Annotated in this window: 17 protein-coding genes; 6 read left to right on the forward strand and 11 right to left on the reverse strand. The window is 24.7% G+C overall.

Annotation, left to right across the window (positions count from 1 at the left end; translation table 11 throughout):
• Positions 1 to 34: 34 nt before the first annotated feature.
• From AVENP_RS13075 to AVENP_RS13095, 5 genes are all read right to left on the reverse strand, one after another.
• Positions 35 to 691, reverse strand: coding sequence for a class I SAM-dependent methyltransferase (locus AVENP_RS13075; RefSeq protein ID WP_128359706.1), 657 nt, complete (start codon positions 689 to 691; stop codon positions 35 to 37).
• 63 nt (positions 692 to 754) lie between these two features.
• Positions 755 to 946 (reverse strand): YwbE family protein, encoded by a 192-nt coding sequence (locus AVENP_RS13080; protein WP_108559633.1) that lies wholly within the window; start codon positions 944 to 946, stop codon positions 755 to 757.
• Entirely contained in the window at positions 946 to 1443 is a 498-nt protein-coding gene (locus tag AVENP_RS13085) for a hypothetical protein (RefSeq protein ID WP_128359707.1), read from the reverse strand. The genes AVENP_RS13080 and AVENP_RS13085 overlap by 1 nt, the downstream gene beginning before the upstream one ends.
• Positions 1444 to 1492: 49 nt before the next feature.
• The gene (locus tag AVENP_RS13090) at positions 1493 to 3367 is read right to left on the reverse strand and encodes a methyl-accepting chemotaxis protein (protein ID WP_128359708.1); all 1875 of its coding nucleotides are present in this window, start codon (positions 3365 to 3367) and stop codon (positions 1493 to 1495) included.
• 99 nt (positions 3368 to 3466) lie between these two features.
• Complete coding sequence (locus tag AVENP_RS13095; RefSeq protein ID WP_128359709.1) at positions 3467 to 3910, reverse strand: cache domain-containing protein; 444 nt, start codon at positions 3908 to 3910, stop codon at positions 3467 to 3469.
• A 348-nt stretch (positions 3911 to 4258) separates the two neighbouring features.
• Between AVENP_RS13095 and AVENP_RS13100 the strand changes: the two genes are divergently transcribed.
• The 4 genes from AVENP_RS13100 to trxA all read left to right on the forward strand — a co-directional run bounded on the left by AVENP_RS13100 (position 4259) and on the right by trxA (position 6165).
• The gene (locus AVENP_RS13100; RefSeq protein ID WP_172664317.1) at positions 4259 to 4855 is read left to right on the forward strand and encodes a nucleotide-binding protein; all 597 of its coding nucleotides are present in this window, start codon (positions 4259 to 4261) and stop codon (positions 4853 to 4855) included.
• A gap of 1 nt (position 4856) precedes the next feature.
• Positions 4857 to 5132, forward strand: coding sequence for a hypothetical protein (locus AVENP_RS13105; RefSeq protein WP_128359711.1), 276 nt, complete (start codon positions 4857 to 4859; stop codon positions 5130 to 5132).
• A gap of 119 nt (positions 5133 to 5251) precedes the next feature.
• A complete protein-coding gene (locus AVENP_RS13110) occupies positions 5252 to 5848 on the forward strand; it encodes a peroxiredoxin (RefSeq protein ID WP_128359268.1) in 597 nt (198 codons plus the stop codon).
• Positions 5848 to 6165, forward strand: coding sequence for a thioredoxin (gene trxA / locus AVENP_RS13115; protein ID WP_128359712.1), 318 nt, complete (start codon positions 5848 to 5850; stop codon positions 6163 to 6165). Before AVENP_RS13110 ends, trxA begins: the two co-directional genes overlap by 1 nt.
• 136 nt (positions 6166 to 6301) lie before the next feature.
• Here the strand turns inward: trxA and AVENP_RS13120 are convergent, their stop codons facing one another.
• From AVENP_RS13120 to AVENP_RS13130, 3 genes are all read right to left on the reverse strand, one after another.
• Positions 6302 to 6571, reverse strand: coding sequence for a hypothetical protein (locus AVENP_RS13120; protein ID WP_128359713.1), 270 nt, complete (start codon positions 6569 to 6571; stop codon positions 6302 to 6304).
• A gap of 34 nt (positions 6572 to 6605) precedes the next feature.
• Positions 6606 to 8447 (reverse strand): P-loop NTPase fold protein, encoded by a 1842-nt coding sequence (locus AVENP_RS13125; RefSeq protein WP_172664318.1) that lies wholly within the window; start codon positions 8445 to 8447, stop codon positions 6606 to 6608.
• A 71-nt stretch (positions 8448 to 8518) separates the two neighbouring features.
• Positions 8519 to 8890, reverse strand: coding sequence for a hypothetical protein (locus AVENP_RS13130; RefSeq protein ID WP_128359715.1), 372 nt, complete (start codon positions 8888 to 8890; stop codon positions 8519 to 8521).
• Positions 8891 to 9163: 273 nt separating this feature from the next.
• Between AVENP_RS13130 and AVENP_RS13135 the strand changes: the two genes are divergently transcribed.
• Together AVENP_RS13135 and AVENP_RS13140 are read left to right on the forward strand one after the other, a co-directional pair.
• Positions 9164 to 10804 (forward strand): hypothetical protein, encoded by a 1641-nt coding sequence (locus AVENP_RS13135; RefSeq protein ID WP_128359716.1) that lies wholly within the window; start codon positions 9164 to 9166, stop codon positions 10802 to 10804.
• A 57-nt stretch (positions 10805 to 10861) separates the two neighbouring features.
• Positions 10862 to 12463 carry a pentapeptide repeat-containing protein gene (locus AVENP_RS13140; RefSeq protein WP_128359717.1) on the forward strand — a complete coding sequence of 534 codons (1602 nt, stop codon included), beginning with the start codon at positions 10862 to 10864 and terminating at the stop codon, positions 12461 to 12463.
• A 117-nt stretch (positions 12464 to 12580) separates the two neighbouring features.
• Here the strand turns inward: AVENP_RS13140 and AVENP_RS13145 are convergent, their stop codons facing one another.
• From AVENP_RS13145 to AVENP_RS13155, 3 genes are read right to left on the reverse strand one after another with little or no spacing between them, the layout of a single operon-like run.
• Positions 12581 to 12718, reverse strand: coding sequence for a hypothetical protein (locus AVENP_RS13145; protein WP_153802245.1), 138 nt, complete (start codon positions 12716 to 12718; stop codon positions 12581 to 12583).
• A 36-nt stretch (positions 12719 to 12754) separates the two neighbouring features.
• A complete protein-coding gene (locus AVENP_RS13150; protein WP_128359718.1) occupies positions 12755 to 15631 on the reverse strand; it encodes a hypothetical protein in 2877 nt (958 codons plus the stop codon).
• Positions 15628 to 15870, reverse strand: coding sequence for a hypothetical protein (locus AVENP_RS13155; RefSeq protein ID WP_128359719.1), 243 nt, complete (start codon positions 15868 to 15870; stop codon positions 15628 to 15630). The genes AVENP_RS13150 and AVENP_RS13155 overlap by 4 nt, the downstream gene beginning before the upstream one ends.
• Positions 15871 to 15887 lie beyond the last annotated feature (17 nt).

Here is a 15887-nt window from a genome sequence, read left to right on the forward strand (position 1 = left end):
GTAATTAGAATAATAAATTTTTAGCTTTTAATTATTACCCTTTTCTATATCGAATAATCTGTCCATTAAAAGGTTCATCCAAATACTCTTCCGTATCCAAAGGTTCACTTTGACTATGTTCATATCCTAAAGCAACCATCATTTTAGAAAACTTAGCGTGATTTCCTCTTCCTGGGTCTACTATTATTATCTCACAAGTTTCATTTGTGTGTTCATTTAAAAATCTACTTAAATTTTCTAAGTGAAACTGTTCATATAAAATATCACTTGCAATTATTAAATCAAATTTTCCTAGAGTATCATCACTATTTGCCCAATTTGCACACTCAAAAGGGATTATTTTTCCATAATTTATTCTTGTGTTTTCACTTAAGAACTTTTTTACTTCTGGATTAAAATCTGTTGTAGTTATATTTGCATTTCTGTGATTTAAAACTAAACTTGAAAGGGCTATTCCACACCCTACTTCTAGGATTCTTTTATCTTTGATATTATAGTTATTCATTAAAGTTGCTAGGATTCTAGCTGAGGGCCAAATCACACCAAACAAAGACCAATTTGCAGAAGAAATTCCAGCAGTTGGGTTTAAATCACATTTTTCATCGTATTGTTGTTTATCTTTTAGTGTTTTGACATGTATGTCAATGTTATCAAACTCTATTGTTTGATATATGTATCGTAGTTTTGGCATAAGAACCTTTCAAGGTTCAGTATACCCTTTTATTTACTAGTATCTATATTATTGGAAGTTTTCTTATAGAATCTCTTGAACACGACCAACTTGTCCATCTTGAAGTCTTACTTTTATTCCATGTGGATGAGTTGGTGAATTTGTTAAAATATCTTTTACAATACCTTGTGTTAATTTTCCACTTCTTTGATCTTCTTTTAAAACAATATTTACTTTTAAACCTTGTTTTACATTAAATCTTTTTTTACCATCCATTAATTTTCTTCTGTTTTATAATTTATAACATCTTTTGCAAAATCAACATGATAAAAAAACATCATTTTGTAGAATAAATCAACTTTTGTTTTTTTCTCTACACTTGTATCTAAAATAGAAAATGAAAACATTTTTGGTTCATCAACTTTTTTTGGAGTAACTGTAATTATAAGAGGTTTTAAAGTTCTCATCATATTCATAGTCTCTTTGTAATCTTTTGGAGCTAAACCATTTAGCATATCTCCATCTTTTTCTTCTTTTCTCATAGCTGAAAATAGATTATTAATACTTTCTTTAAATAGTTGTTTATTCCAATTTAATTTACCTTTTGAGAAGTGAAATACACAACTTTTATTTAATAAGGCATGGGGTTTTTCCGTTTTTATATCTTCTATCATTTGAAGAAAAAAATTAACTCCACCTAAATTTGTTGCAAGTTCCATTGCTTTTGAATGTAATTGTTTTTTTTGTTCTTCATCTAATTGATTAAAATTCATAATTCTCCGATTAATTTACTTTTTGCAAGTATAGCTAAATAATCATTTACTATTTACCCTCAAACTCTTTTTCATTTGTATGCTCTACAACTTTTTCTGCAATTTCACTTACTTCACGTGCTACTTTGTTTGCTTCTTCAGCTGATGCAGCATTTTGTTGAGTTACTCTATCAAGATTATTAACCGTATCATTTATTTGCTCCATCGCACTAAACTGTTCTTTTGATGCTGTTGATACTTCTTTTATTAAAGATAAAGTATTATGAATATTATTATTTAATTTTTCATATCCTTTTATCATCTCTGTTGAGATATTTTTTCCTTCGTTTGCTTTATTAGTAGCATTTACAACTAAATCTTTTATCTCTTTTGCAGCATCAGCACTTCTTGATGCTAAATTTCGCACTTCAGCAGCAACTACAGCAAATCCTTTTCCAGCTTCTCCTGCAGTTGCTGCTTCAACGGCTGCATTTAGTGAAAGAATATTTGTTTGAAAGGCAATTTGATCAATAATTGTAATCGAATCAGCAATTGCATTTGTTTGAGTATTTATCTCATCCATTGATAATGCTGTTCTTGAAGCTAAATCTTGACCAATTGCTACTGAACTTGAAACTTCATTTGCGAAAGAAGTCATTTTTACAATATTTTGAGAACTATTTTGCATATTTGATGTTATTTCTTCAATTGCAGCTGCTGTTTCTTCAAGTGATGCAGCTTGAGTATTTGCAGAAGATGTGAGTTTTTCAACATTTAAAGATAAATTTTCAGCATTAGATGATAAAACTAAACCCATTTCTTTATTTTCTACTAACATAGATGTTATTGAAACACCTAAATTATTTATGTCTTTGCATAAATCTTTTAAATCTCCATCTAATGCTGATATATCTATTTTTGTTCGATAATCATAATTTGTATACAAAGACAAAGTTTTCATGGCTTTATTAATATTTAACTCTGTTGCTTCTAACATTTGATTAATTACATTTTTCAATTCATTTAAAGATGGATTTTTTGTTTCACCTTTTATTCTTGCATTTAATAAACCTTTTTTTGCTTCATTTGCGCATGTTATTGCACTTTCAACAACTAATCTATCTTTTTGAAGTGAATCATTAATATCTAAAATATTTCTATTTACCTCTTTTGCCATAATACCTAATTCATCTTTTGAGTCAATTTCAATTAACTTTGATTCATTTGTCTCTTGATTTAAGTATTTAAAGAATTCAATTAATCCACTTTGGAATCTTTGTAATGGCTCTTTTATTGAATTTGTAATGGCAAGAATTACAAAAAATAGAATAATTAAAACAACTATAACAAGAGTGTACAATGTATATGTTGTTGAATTAATTTTTTCTAATGCAGAAAGATAACTTGATTTATTTTCTTCATTGGCGGTTTTATTTATTGCATTTAATTTTTCATTTATTTTCAAAAACATCTCATCTGTTATAAATAACATAGGTGTGGCCATTCCTAAATCAACACTTAACATATCAACGGCATCTTTTATTGCTAAGTTATATTCAATTAATTCTTTATTAACAGATTCTATACTTTTTTTATTTTCTTCTGTTAAATATGGTGCTTTTAAGAAATTTTCCATCTCTTTGACAATACTAATTCTTAATTTTTCTAAAAGAGCTAATTGCTCATCAATCATAAATTGTTCATATTTACCAGTTGAATAACTGAAGGTTTTATATAAAATTGAATTATACAAATTTACATCACTCAGTAATTTACTACTTGTCTTGTACAATTCAAATTTTACTTGCACTATTTCATTTAATGTACTTTTGTCAGATTTAAGAGCATTATTAGAAAAAAGTGCCAGAATCAATAAGAATAGAACAGCAATTGCAGGTGCAATTATAATTTTTTTTCCAATTTTCATATTTTTTATACCAAACATTGATAACTCCTGTAGATTAAATTCTCAAATAAATTAAATGCATTTTTTAACTTATTTGGAAATTTAAAGCTTTGAAAAACAAAGCTTTAAATTAGAAGATTATTTATAAACTCCAGCACCGATTAACTGATTTTCTCCAATTCCAATAACATAAGAAGTTTTTGGAGTTTGTTCTCCTCTTGTTGGATGATCCCAAACATAATCAACCCATCCAGAACCATCAGCTTTTACTTTATCAATAAATTCTTTGAATAATTGATTTCCAGCTCTATCTTTATATCTGTACATATTTTTACCTTTTAAAGGTTTTTTAGGATGTGCTGTGATTATTCCATCAAAGTCATTTGCCCAAATATATAAATCATCTTTTACAAATTCACTATCAGGTTTATTGAACTCTTCAACACAAGCAGTAACTCCAACTTTTTTACAAAATTCAACACCTTTATCAACTAATGCTTTTGCATCAGCTTGTGTACTCTCAGCATTTGCAAATGTAACACTTAATAATAAAGCAGCTGTTAACTTAACTAATTTACTCATAATCCATCTCCTTAGTTTATTTTCAAACTTGATATTTACATAAAAGAAATTAATCTATTCTTAATATTTTAAAATTATTAATTATAAACTTAAAATTTTATTAAAATGCTATTCTATTGCTATTAATGCTATTTTATAGGCTTTTCAATTGATAATTAGAATCAATTTTCCCTATATTAACATTTCTAAGTTTATTAATAAAAATTATTTTTTTAAATCTTTAGAATATTAATATATTTTTATATAATTAGATATATTTTATATATTTAATATTATATTTGTTATAATATTAATACATAATTTATATTTATATATAGAATTATATATAAATAAAATAAAGGATTTATATTGTCATTCGTAGTTTATAGTATTAAAGGTGGAGTTGGAAAAACTACCCTATCAGTTCAAATTTCTCAAATGTTAGATTACACATACGTAACAAATGATTCTCATTCTTCTGCACATAATCTTATGCCGGAAGAAAAAGGTTTTTTAGTTTCAAGTGAAGAGTATGAAGAGATTCCTTTTGATAACAATATAGTATATGATTTTGGAGGATTTAAAGATACAAGAATCAATGATATTATCAAACAATCAAATAAAATTATCATCCCAACTCTTACATCAATTGTAGATGTTCAAGCAACACTAGCTACATTAAAAGATGTATATGAAGTTAATAAAAATATAATCATTGTTGTAAATAGGGCTAAAAACAACAACAAAGCTATAGAATTAAAAGAGTATTTACTTGAAGAAATAAATAAATCATATAAAGAGATAAATGCAACTATACTTTTTGTAAGAGAATCATCTGTATTAGAAGATAGTTTATTTGATTGTGAGTATGTTGAAACAAAAGCTGGTAGTAATAGATTTAAAAGACATATTTATAGAAATGCAATAGAAGATATGATTACACTAAAAAAAGCTTTGGAGAGTTAATATGGGATATGCAGATAAATTAAAAGAAAACTCATCAAAAATCCAAACTGAAGAGAAAGTACTGAAAGAAAAAGTTACTAAAAAGAAAATACTAGGTAGACCAAAAAAAACTGAAAATGAAGTTAGAAACACAGCAATTCCAGTTGCGCTAAATCAACTTGAAAAAGTCTGGATAGAAGAACAAGCCATTAAAATGTCAAATGAAGTTGGAGTAAAAATTACAACATCAGCTTGGATGAGAATGGTTTTACTAAAAGATATGCCAAAAAACAATTAAATATTTTAACTTGTCTTTTTATTAAGGATAATATTTATCCTTTGATATAATTTATTAATAATACTTTAAGAATAAAAGTGTACAATTTCAACATAATAAAAAATATTAAAGGAAAAGATATGTTAGTAACAAAAAAAGCTCCAGATTTTACAGCAAAAGCTGTACTTGCAGATGGTCAAATTGTAGAAAATTTTAACTTATATGAAAACATTGGTGAAAAAGGTGCAGTATTATTCTTTTATCCATTAGACTTTACATTTGTTTGTCCATCAGAAATAATTGCATTCTCAAAAAGAATTGAAGATTTCACTTCAAGAGGAGTATCAGTAATTGGTTGTTCAGTTGATTCTCAATTCTCACACTTTGCATGGAGAGAAACTGCTGTTGAAAATGGTGGAATTGGAAGAGTTAAATTTCCATTAGTAGCAGATTTATCAAAATCAATTTCAAGAGATTATGATGTATTATTTGGAGAATCAGTAGCATTAAGAGGTTCATTCTTAATTGATGCAGATGGAACAGTAAGACATGCAGTAATTAATGACTTGCCACTAGGAAGAAATATTGATGAAATGATTAGAATGGTAGATACAATGTTATTTACAAATGAGCATGGTGAAGTTTGTCCTGCTGGATGGACTAAAGGTGACGAGGGTATGAAAGCTTCTACTTCTGGTGTTGCTGAGTATTTAGCTAAAAACGAAGGTAAATTATAATGGCAAGTTATATTGAATTAAATCAAACAAATATTCAAGAAACAATTAACGAAGGTGTAGCATTAGTTGATTTCTGGGCACCTTGGTGTGGACCTTGTAGAATGATTGCACCTGTAATTGAACAATTAGCACAAGAGTTTGAAGGAAAAGCTAAGATTTGTAAAATAAATACAGAAGAAGAGCAAGAATTAACACAACAATATCAAATTAGATCAATACCAACTATTCTTTTTTTCAAAAATGGTGAAATAGTTGACCAATTAATTGGAGCAACAACAAAAGCGATACTTGAAGAAAAATTAAATAAATATTTATAAATTTTACAGTATAAAAGCCCTATTTTAGGGCTTTTAGTTTTTAGGAAGTAGTTTCATAGGAACTATCTGGAATTCAAAGTATATCTACAAATACCTATAAAATAGATAGTTTTAAAATTTTATTTTCTAAAATACCTTAAAAAATACCTTGAAATTCATTGCCACAACATTTACATTTATAATGGTTTGTACCTCTATTTGAAGGGTCATCCCAATCTCCACTTTCAGGAGGAGTTTGATAATGTTCATGACATGTATATAAATTACACTTTTCACAAAGTCTAACTTCCTGTCCTGACTCACAATTTTGCTCTTTCTTACATAGATATCTCTTAAAAACTTTAAAAAAATAAATAATTATAATAATAGCTATTATTATAATTACAATATTTATATTGTCACTCATAAACATCCTTTTTAGTTAATATAAAATATATTATTTAACAATTATTTAATTTCTCAATTGTATTTTTCACAATATATTTATTAAAATTTTCTCTTATCATATAATTCTTTATTTTTTGTTTTTCATCATATTTATAATTATCTATTAACTCATTTACATTAATCCAGAAATCTTTTTCATTTGTTAAAAAACGACAATAGCTTACTTGTTCTTGATATAAATAATTATCTGCATATCTTGAAGATAAAATTTCTGCTAAAAATTGTATCCCTTTATTTGGACATTCATAAAGTGAGTTAACAAATTTTGTTGTATCTAAATCCTTTAGAATTGGTATATCTTGATATTTCTCGCTGAAAAATGATTTAAGATAGTTTTCATCACCATCTCTTATTGATTTAAGAAATAATTCTAATTCATCTTTGTCTTTCAGAACTTTTTGATTATAGAAATATTCTTCATTCTCTTTTAATATTTTGTTATACATTTTAACAAAATCTTCATCATTACTATTCATAAAGCCAAGTCCAAATCCACCATATATCATATTATTTTTGTTTAAAAGTTTTTTTCCCCATTTTTCTTTAGTTTTCAATAAACTTATATTTATATCAATTTGCTTTTCGATTGAATCAATAGAATATTCAGATAATTTTTCTTTATAAAAGAATATCAATAGAGCTATAACATGAAACAATACAATTTCATCAGTATAGTTATTTTTTATAAATTTATCTTTCATATCGGCAAATGCTAAATTAAATTCATCATCATTTAATTTTCTAAAATTCCATAGTTTATACCAACTAGGTTCATCTCGCTTTTTAATAAAATATGTTGTATTTTCAATATTAGCTTTCAAAATATCTTTATCTAAATAGCTTTTTATTAAAATATCTGACCAAATATCGTTAGTAAATATATGTTGATTAATTTCATTTTCATTAAGAATATCAATGCATTTCACTATTTTTGATTTTTCATTTTCTTCTTGATTATTAAACATTCTAGCTTTAAGTTCTTTAGATAAAATAAAATAATTTTTTATCAGTTGTTTAATAAACTCTTTATTTTCCACAAATTTATCTTCTAAATATTCAAAAGAATATTCAAATGCCATAATACTTTGTTTAACAATTCTTAAATTAATTGAATCATTATTTTTACATACAACATCAATTAAAGTTTCAATATTTTCATTTAATATATTTTTTGTTTTATTTGAATATTCTTCTACAAACGTCTTAATTATTGAATGTATATCCTCTTGTTGTAATTCAAAAGTTTTTCCAATAACTTTTTCTTTAAACTCAATATATTCTTTATCTGCCAATTTTTTTTCATCTGTAATAATAATTATTTTATACTGTAGTTCCTCTAATATAGAATTAATGTACCCTAAGAATAATCTAAAATCCAATTTAGTTCTTTCTAAATCATCAAAAATAAAAACTAATTTTTTCTTGCTTTTATTCTTAGAAAAATAATCATCAAAATTTGATTTCATATCAAAATTAACATTTAAATCACTTTTACTATCACCATTAAAATCTATATTTGGTATACCTAATTTAACTCCATTTTTTAAAATACCACCTGCAAATTTTACATATTTATGACCTAATACAGGGTGTATTTGTTGATATATCTTTTCATCAATTAACTTTAAATCACTTATACCAAAAAGACTTATTTTTATAAATTTACATTCTTCTTTCTTAGAATCTTTTTTATAGTCTTCTATATATTCATTTATAAAAAATGTTTTTCCAGTCCCCCATTTCGCTGTTAATAAAACTGCAAATTCTGATTTTTCAGATTTTAAATAATTATCAAAATATTTCTTAATATGTAAATTATTTTCTTTTTTTTCCACTTTTATATCCTCTGTATAATTATTCTTCTGGAAGTATTTTATAATAAAGTTTGTAAGACTTTTCACAAGTCTCATTTTTTAAATCCACTAACGAGAGTTAATAAATCTTCTTCAGTAGAAGTCATCTCATTTTTTGAATTTTCTAATTTATTTATTTCATCAAGCTTTTCTATATTTTTAGTCTCTTTTTCTGCAACTTGTTTATCATTTTTATTAGTTCGCTTTTCTCTAACTTTTATGAAACTTTGCAATGCAGTTAAACTTTTATCATTTTTTAAATTGTATGTATCTTCTAAAAATTGTGCTATTCGAGAAATAGGAAAACCTTCTTTTTTTAAAAACATTATATCTGCTTCATAATCTTGATACTTAGATTTTTTTCTATTTATCAGCTCTTTTTCTTTATTTTTCACTAAAGCCAAAGCTTGTTTTGAAATTACCATATATCAATCCTAACTATATATTTAACTAATATGAAACTATATAATAAATTATATAAAACTATATTTAACTAATACATTATTTATATAATACTATTTAACAACTATATTAAACAATCTATTAACCCAGTATATAAACTATTCTTTACCTATTAAAATATTTTTTTTATTAATCAGGTAATGTCATAAAAAATATTAAGCAATAAATTGCTAAAATATTTCCAATGACTAAGCTATATGCTTAACTATCGTCAAGCTTTTTTATAAAGGATTTCTATGAGCAAGAATGAATCATCTTACAGGGTTGATTTACATATTTTAGACCATGCAGAAACTATTTATAATACTCTTGGAGAATACAATCCTTTAAAACACAAAGCTCACTTTAAATGCTCTATTGATACAAGCCAGTTAATTGCAAATGGATTTAATTCAAAAGATAAAATAAACAATGTAATGAAATTAATGTTAGATGAGATAATCAATACAAAATATATTTTTAGAGTAAAAACTAGAGAATACATTGATAGAAATGGAAATAAAAAAGAGTATTTTTCAAATAAGAGTTTTGATTTAGCAAGTGATACATTAAGTGCATATCACAATAGAGCTTTTAGTAGTGAAATTGATTTTGATAATATTGAGCCACATTTTCATTTTTTATTAGACTCTTCAAAACAAACTGGTTTAAACTATTACCATTTAAAAAAGCATTTACAAACTGTTGCAAGTAAATATAGTTTAGTATTTCATTTTGATGAAGAAAAAGATAGAAGTGTAAATAAATTTCAAGGACTTATGGAAAAGTGTTCAAGGTTCTCTTGGTTCACTCAAAAGATGACAGATAAACAAGTAATAAACTATGTTAATTCAAAAGCTGATGATTTAACAAAGAACTTAGAGCTTTTATATGATTATGCAACTGCAACTGGTAATTTACAGTTTTATATTAAAGCTATGAACAATATCAAAAAAAGATTAAATAGATTAGATTTAGGTTTCGAGTTCAGGAGTAATAATATAAAGCACATCTACCCTATTCCAATTGATGAAATTACAAATGAAACTTTAATCGCAATTGCAAATAAAGATAAAGAAAAATTAAAAAAGCTAATGACTAGGGATAACTTTTTAGCTAGAGATTACATCAAATATACAAATGGTTTTCAATCTACAATAATTGATGAGTTAAAACAAAGAGATTATATCTTTCCAATAATTTCTTCAAATGATTTAATACTAGATAATATGAAAGGTAAAAGCAAAACAGAGTTTAGAAGTAGTGATAAATTTTTATCTTTTAACAATGCTGTTAAAAATGATATATTAGAAGCTTTAAAATATGCAAAAAATGAAATTGAGCTAAAAGAGATACTTTTAAAATTTGGATATAAAGATTTAGGATTTAGAAATCAAAATATACAAGGAAAAAGAAAAAAAACTGGATTAAAATTTAGCTATGAAGATAAAAATTACTCTGTATATTTTAATCAAATTGGACTAGATGAAAGTACAATTTTATTTCACTTACAAAATAATGTAAAATCAAATGTAACTAATACTTTAGATTTAAAACAAAAATCAAATATTCAAAACCTAAAATTCTTTGATTCTTTCCAAAATAAAATCTATAAAGATATTTACAATCTTGAAAGTGATATTGATTTATCAAGATACTATATTAAAAAAGAGAATAATTCTGTAAAAATAACTTCTAAATCAAAAGATAAAGACCTTGAAATTATTGACTCTATAAATGAAATTTTAAGTAGTGGAGAGATTAGTGAACAAGAGGCTAAATTAATAGTTCAACTTATGAAACAAAAGGGATGGACTGATATTAATAAACTTGATTTTAACGACTCTAGTAAAGAATTTATTTCTAAGATTAGGGATGAGTTTAATAATGAGAAATAATATATTTTGATATAATAACTAATTAATAAGATATTTTTAAATTAAAAAAAAGGTAACATGATAAAAATTATAAAAAAAGTTTTCAATTCTTTAAATGGAAATAAAAATCTAACAAAAAATACAAATAAAGAATCAACATCAATAGATTATAGTGAAAAAGAAGTGAAAGTTGTAACATTCAAAAATAAAAAATTTTCTAATATTGAAAATGAAATAAAAAATGATTTGACTAAGTTTGAAACAATTAAATTTATTGATTGTACTTTTACTAATTGCTTTTCAGATGATTTAATAATAAATAAAAATTGTGAGTTAATTTTTGAAAAATGCACTATTCAAGGAGAATTTAGACACATATTTTGTGAATCAATTATTTTTAAAGATTCTGAAATTGAGAGATATTATTTTAATAATCCTTCAGAAGATAAAATTGAAATAAAAGATTTATTATTTTTTAATTCAAAAATAGACAATTTAGAATTAGAAGGTGTTGTTCTTAAAAAACAACTTATAAAAAATAACAATAATATAAAAGAAAAATTTAAAGAAATTAAGTCTCTAATATTAAAAAATTGTTCAATAGAAAAAAATTTCATAATAGATTCATCAGAAAGAAAAAAAGAAAATGATTCTAAGCGATTCAAAATTACTGAATTAGATTTAACTAATTCAACATTTGAAGAAAATACAAAAGTAAAAATCCAATTTTGTGATATAAATAAAGCTATATTTTATAATACAAAATTTAAAGATTTAGCAGACTTTTATCAAAGTAAATTTGAAGAAGTAGATTTTGAAAGAACTGATTTTGAGAAAATATCAGTTTTTAGTGAATCTGAATTTAATTGTACTTTAAATTTTAAATATACTAAATTCTTAGGAAAAGCGATTTTTAGGGATACAGTAGTTTCAGGAGAATTAGATTTAAGAAATTCTATTTTTGATGATGAAGCAAATTTTTTAGATATTACATCAATATCGAGAAAAGAATATGATGAAAAATTAAAAGATTATAAATTTATTGGAGAACCAACTGATATAAATGTAGCCAATAGAGAAACAGCAAGAATCATAAAAAATTTTTATGATAATTCAAATAATATTATTGAAGCTAATAGATTTTATAAATTAGAAATGAATAAAAGGATGGATGAATATAAACTTTTAAAAAGAAGTGATTATCGTACATTTGAAAGATTTGTATTCTGGCTACATAAAATTAGCTCAAATCATTCTCAAAGTTGGTTTTTAGCTTTTTTTTGGATTATGTTTTTTACATTTACATATTCAGCTTTCATGAACAATTTTAAATATGAATATACTTTAATATATAATGAGTTTTTATCTCAATATTTTGCAAAAATATTTATATTAATTTGTATAGTTATAATGTTATCATTTCTTGTTTTTTGGAAAATGAAAAATGAAAAAAATTTACTCTATTCCTTTTTATTTTTTTCAATAATATGTTTATATTTAGCTTACTCATATTTAACACAGGATGCAAATTTAAAATATTTTTCAAATTCAGTAAACCCTTTTTCTATAATGACAGGAAAAGAAGAATTAACATTTTGGGGACTAGTTTATAAAACAACTATCGCTTATTTAATTTATCAATTAATTATTTCAATAAGACAAAACACAAGAAGAAAATAAATTCATAAAGAATAAACTTGTATTACTATGAATTAATTTAATAACAAAGATGTTAAATCATCCTTCTTATTACTTATATCTATTATAAAAATTTTGTTGCTATTTCTCTTGATTTTATTAAACATATAAAATTATTTTCTTTAAAATTTGTAACCAACTGTTTCTTAGTTTTTTTACTTTTAGTTTGTCAGTTACTAATTCTTGCTCTAAATATTCAATTGATTTATTTAGTTGATTTTTTATTATTTGTTGCATTTTGATTTCCTTTATGAAATAAAAAAAGAGCAAGAATTATATTCTTGCTCCTCCTAATGTTTGAACTCTATCTCCAAGTAAATTTGTTAATCCACTATCACTTTCATCTTTATATTTGAACTTAGATAATATCATGTCATCACCTTTTAGGATAATAAAATAAGCTAGTATCATTCCAATAAAATATATAAATATATCTGCAAATCCTGTTATAACACTTTGTGTAACAAAAGACAATGCAATACTTGAATCTTCATACAATGAATTAGATAAATTTAAAGTTGAAAAAATAACATCAAATATTAATGAATAAAGTGCAATAAGAATTTCATAACTAACAATAAACATGAAAAAAGAAATTACCATTAATGTTGGTTTTGCCATAAAAAGCACAAAACCATCCACAAAATAAGCATTTACTCTATCTGTTTTTTCTTTTACTGTCATTTGCCAAAGCACAATAAATGGAGACATAAAGAAATACATAAAACAATCCCAGAAATACAATCCTATCTTTAGTATTGCTAATAGTGTAACAACTGCTGCGAAAATTCCTTGAATCATAAGCTTATATAAAATTACTGCAAGTGTAAAACTAGCAGTATAAGACATAAATGATTTAAATCCAGAACTTAATACATCTATATTTTTTTGACTAAAAATATTACTTTCTTTACTATTTTTTGATTTTTGCTCATTAGTTTCTTTTACAAACTTATCCAAAGAAGATTTTGCAAAAGATAGAAGTTTACTTTGCGGTAAAAATATTCCTGCAATCTCAAATAAAGATTCTCCCGTTCCTTCAACAGCTTTTTCAAAAAACTGTCTAATTTCACTAAAAAAAGGAAACATATTATATACCTGATAAGACATCATTGTAGAAAAAGAATTTTTAATCCAGTTACTTGTCATTGAATTTAAAATCTCTGTATCTAATGTTTGTTTACTTATATTCTCACCATCTTTTTCATATAAATCATTTGCTTTATTGACTAACATTGTAGTTACTGCTTCGCCGTTTGTTGTTCGTGATAATCCATCGTAAGCATTATTAATTATGTTTGAATTCAACATAAATACATGACTTACAGGAAGAGTCGAAGCCATAAACCAACCTATACTTTTAAAGCCTAATAGTTGAGTATCTATATATAAATGACTCATTGTTGAGTATGAACTATTATTAGTTGCAAAATTTACATTTGAATTTTTTGATAGATTTGCAATAGTTTTTTCACTAACTGATTTGGTTCTTTTTAAATATTCCCTTCCTATCATAAGAGAAATTTCTAAATTCTTACACATAAGAGGTGATATAGTTCCAGTATCATTAAAAATTTTATTACTTCCAGTGTTTACATTCCATAATAAATCAATGTGAGAATCTGCCATTTGAAAACCATTGTATTTTTTATAACTTGCTTCATGAGAAGCTATACAATTATCTTTGAAAAATGATTGAAGTACTGCTTGTTCAACAATATCTCTTCTATTTTGATTTAGTAGCGTTATTGTATCTCCATAACTTTTTGTATGAGTTACCTCTGTTAAATAAGTCATGTAAATAACACCAATATTTGATGCAGTTAAATCAGCTATTTGAGCTCCCATATTTGCTAAAAAGCCAATTACTTCTTTGAACACAGTTGAATGAGAATCCATTTGTATACTTTGATTATTAATAGTAGTATTTACTTCTACCATTTTATCGCTCTCATTATTGTTTAATGATACAGTTTGAGAATTTCCCGTAGGAAAGTGAAGAAAAAATACAGCTAACATAACAACAATTGCTACGATTCTATTTGTAAAAGGAAAATCCCACTCTTTGTTTTCATTATTATTGTTAATTCTAAACATTAAATATTTATATCCAATGATTCCACCTGAATACATAAATACCATTGCAAGTATCAAAAGCCCTGCATAATTAAAAATTGATTGCCAACCAAGAGACATAAATCTGTAATAAAGAGCAAATATTTTTTTATCAAAATATTGCTCGAAACTATATACACTTGTATAATTTACATCAGTAATTTCATTTCCAGTTGAACTTTTATAAATCTCAGAAACTTTGTCTTTAAAGTTAGCCCATATCCCTTTTTGATACTCAACTGAATCTAAAATAGCCATTTTATTTTCAACTTCAGAATCAATACTAATATCTCCCATTGAATCTACACCTGTTACAACACTACTATTTAAGGTTACTAAACCAGTTACAAATTGAGATACAGTAAAATTTTCTTTATCGCTGTTTTGACCTAAAAATTCAAGTCCTAAACTCCTAGCCCTTGACATTACATCATAAGGAGTTGTCACTAAACTATTTGAATCATCTGTACTGTTTCCAATAGTTAGTATTTTATTCCCTAATCTTTTAACCGCTTCCCAAGTAGTTTCATAATGCTCAAATTCTGGAAGTACACTAAGATTTGAAGGTTTATATTCACCATCAAATAAATTATATACATCATTTATTTCAGTAGGTACATCAACTAAACTTTTACCTGATTTTGTGCCATCGATGAGCCCTAGTAATAAAGTCCAGTTGGAGATTGAAAGAGTTATTGATTTACTGGCATTTCCAAACTCTTTCTCATTTACATAAGAGCAAGTAAATGTTCCCTCTTTATAGTTAAAATCAATTAGATATTTTTGAGCATCTACTTTTGATTTTGATTTAATGTTTTCGTTTTCATCATAAACATATTTATATAAATCATTACATATTGGAGTACTTGTATTAAATTTTAAGCTTTTAGAACTTGCCCCTTTTATTATAGTACTTGCCATTTTATCATCTAGTAAAGAACTTCTATTCTCTGTCTGGTATCTTGTTATTTCAACTGCTATACTATTTACTGAACAAATAAGTAGTAAAAAGATATATAATATATACTTTTTCATAAGTGACTCTTCTCAGAATTATTTTTAAGCTCACTTAAAAATATCAAATCATCTACATTTATATTTAATTTTTTAGTGATTAAACCTAAAATAACTACCTCATATTTATTTGGATTTGTTTTTTTTAAGCCAATTAAACTGCTAATTGAAATGTTATCTATATCGCCAATTAAATCTGTAGATTTCTTTTCTCCAATTACTTTTGCAATTTCAGTAGGAGATAACAACTGTATATTCATTTTACATCCTTTTAATT

Origin of the sequence: Arcobacter venerupis (genome assembly GCF_013201665.1) — a bacterium.
Taxonomy (GTDB): Bacteria; Campylobacterota; Campylobacteria; order Campylobacterales; family Arcobacteraceae; genus Aliarcobacter; species Aliarcobacter venerupis.

Coding starts and splice junctions, on each gene's coding strand:
- AVENP_RS13075 (WP_128359706.1), bottom strand. CDS start 691: ATGCCAAAACTACGATACATATATCAAACAATAGAGTTTGATAACATT.
- AVENP_RS13080 (WP_108559633.1), bottom strand. CDS start 946: ATGGATGGTAAAAAAAGATTTAATGTAAAACAAGGTTTAAAAGTAAAT.
- AVENP_RS13085 (WP_128359707.1), bottom strand. CDS start 1,443: ATGAATTTTAATCAATTAGATGAAGAACAAAAAAAACAATTACATTCA.
- AVENP_RS13090 (WP_128359708.1), bottom strand. CDS start 3,367: ATGTTTGGTATAAAAAATATGAAAATTGGAAAAAAAATTATAATTGCA.
- AVENP_RS13095 (WP_128359709.1), bottom strand. CDS start 3,910: ATGAGTAAATTAGTTAAGTTAACAGCTGCTTTATTATTAAGTGTTACA.
- AVENP_RS13105 (WP_128359711.1), top strand. CDS start 4,857: ATGGGATATGCAGATAAATTAAAAGAAAACTCATCAAAAATCCAAACT.
- AVENP_RS13110 (WP_128359268.1), top strand. CDS start 5,252: ATGTTAGTAACAAAAAAAGCTCCAGATTTTACAGCAAAAGCTGTACTT.
- trxA (WP_128359712.1), top strand. CDS start 5,848: ATGGCAAGTTATATTGAATTAAATCAAACAAATATTCAAGAAACAATT.
- AVENP_RS13120 (WP_128359713.1), bottom strand. CDS start 6,571: ATGAGTGACAATATAAATATTGTAATTATAATAATAGCTATTATTATA.
- AVENP_RS13130 (WP_128359715.1), bottom strand. CDS start 8,890: ATGGTAATTTCAAAACAAGCTTTGGCTTTAGTGAAAAATAAAGAAAAA.
- AVENP_RS13135 (WP_128359716.1), top strand. CDS start 9,164: ATGAGCAAGAATGAATCATCTTACAGGGTTGATTTACATATTTTAGAC.
- AVENP_RS13140 (WP_128359717.1), top strand. CDS start 10,862: ATGATAAAAATTATAAAAAAAGTTTTCAATTCTTTAAATGGAAATAAA.
- AVENP_RS13145 (WP_153802245.1), bottom strand. CDS start 12,718: ATGCAACAAATAATAAAAAATCAACTAAATAAATCAATTGAATATTTA.
- AVENP_RS13150 (WP_128359718.1), bottom strand. CDS start 15,631: ATGAAAAAGTATATATTATATATCTTTTTACTACTTATTTGTTCAGTA.
- AVENP_RS13155 (WP_128359719.1), bottom strand. CDS start 15,870: ATGAATATACAGTTGTTATCTCCTACTGAAATTGCAAAAGTAATTGGA.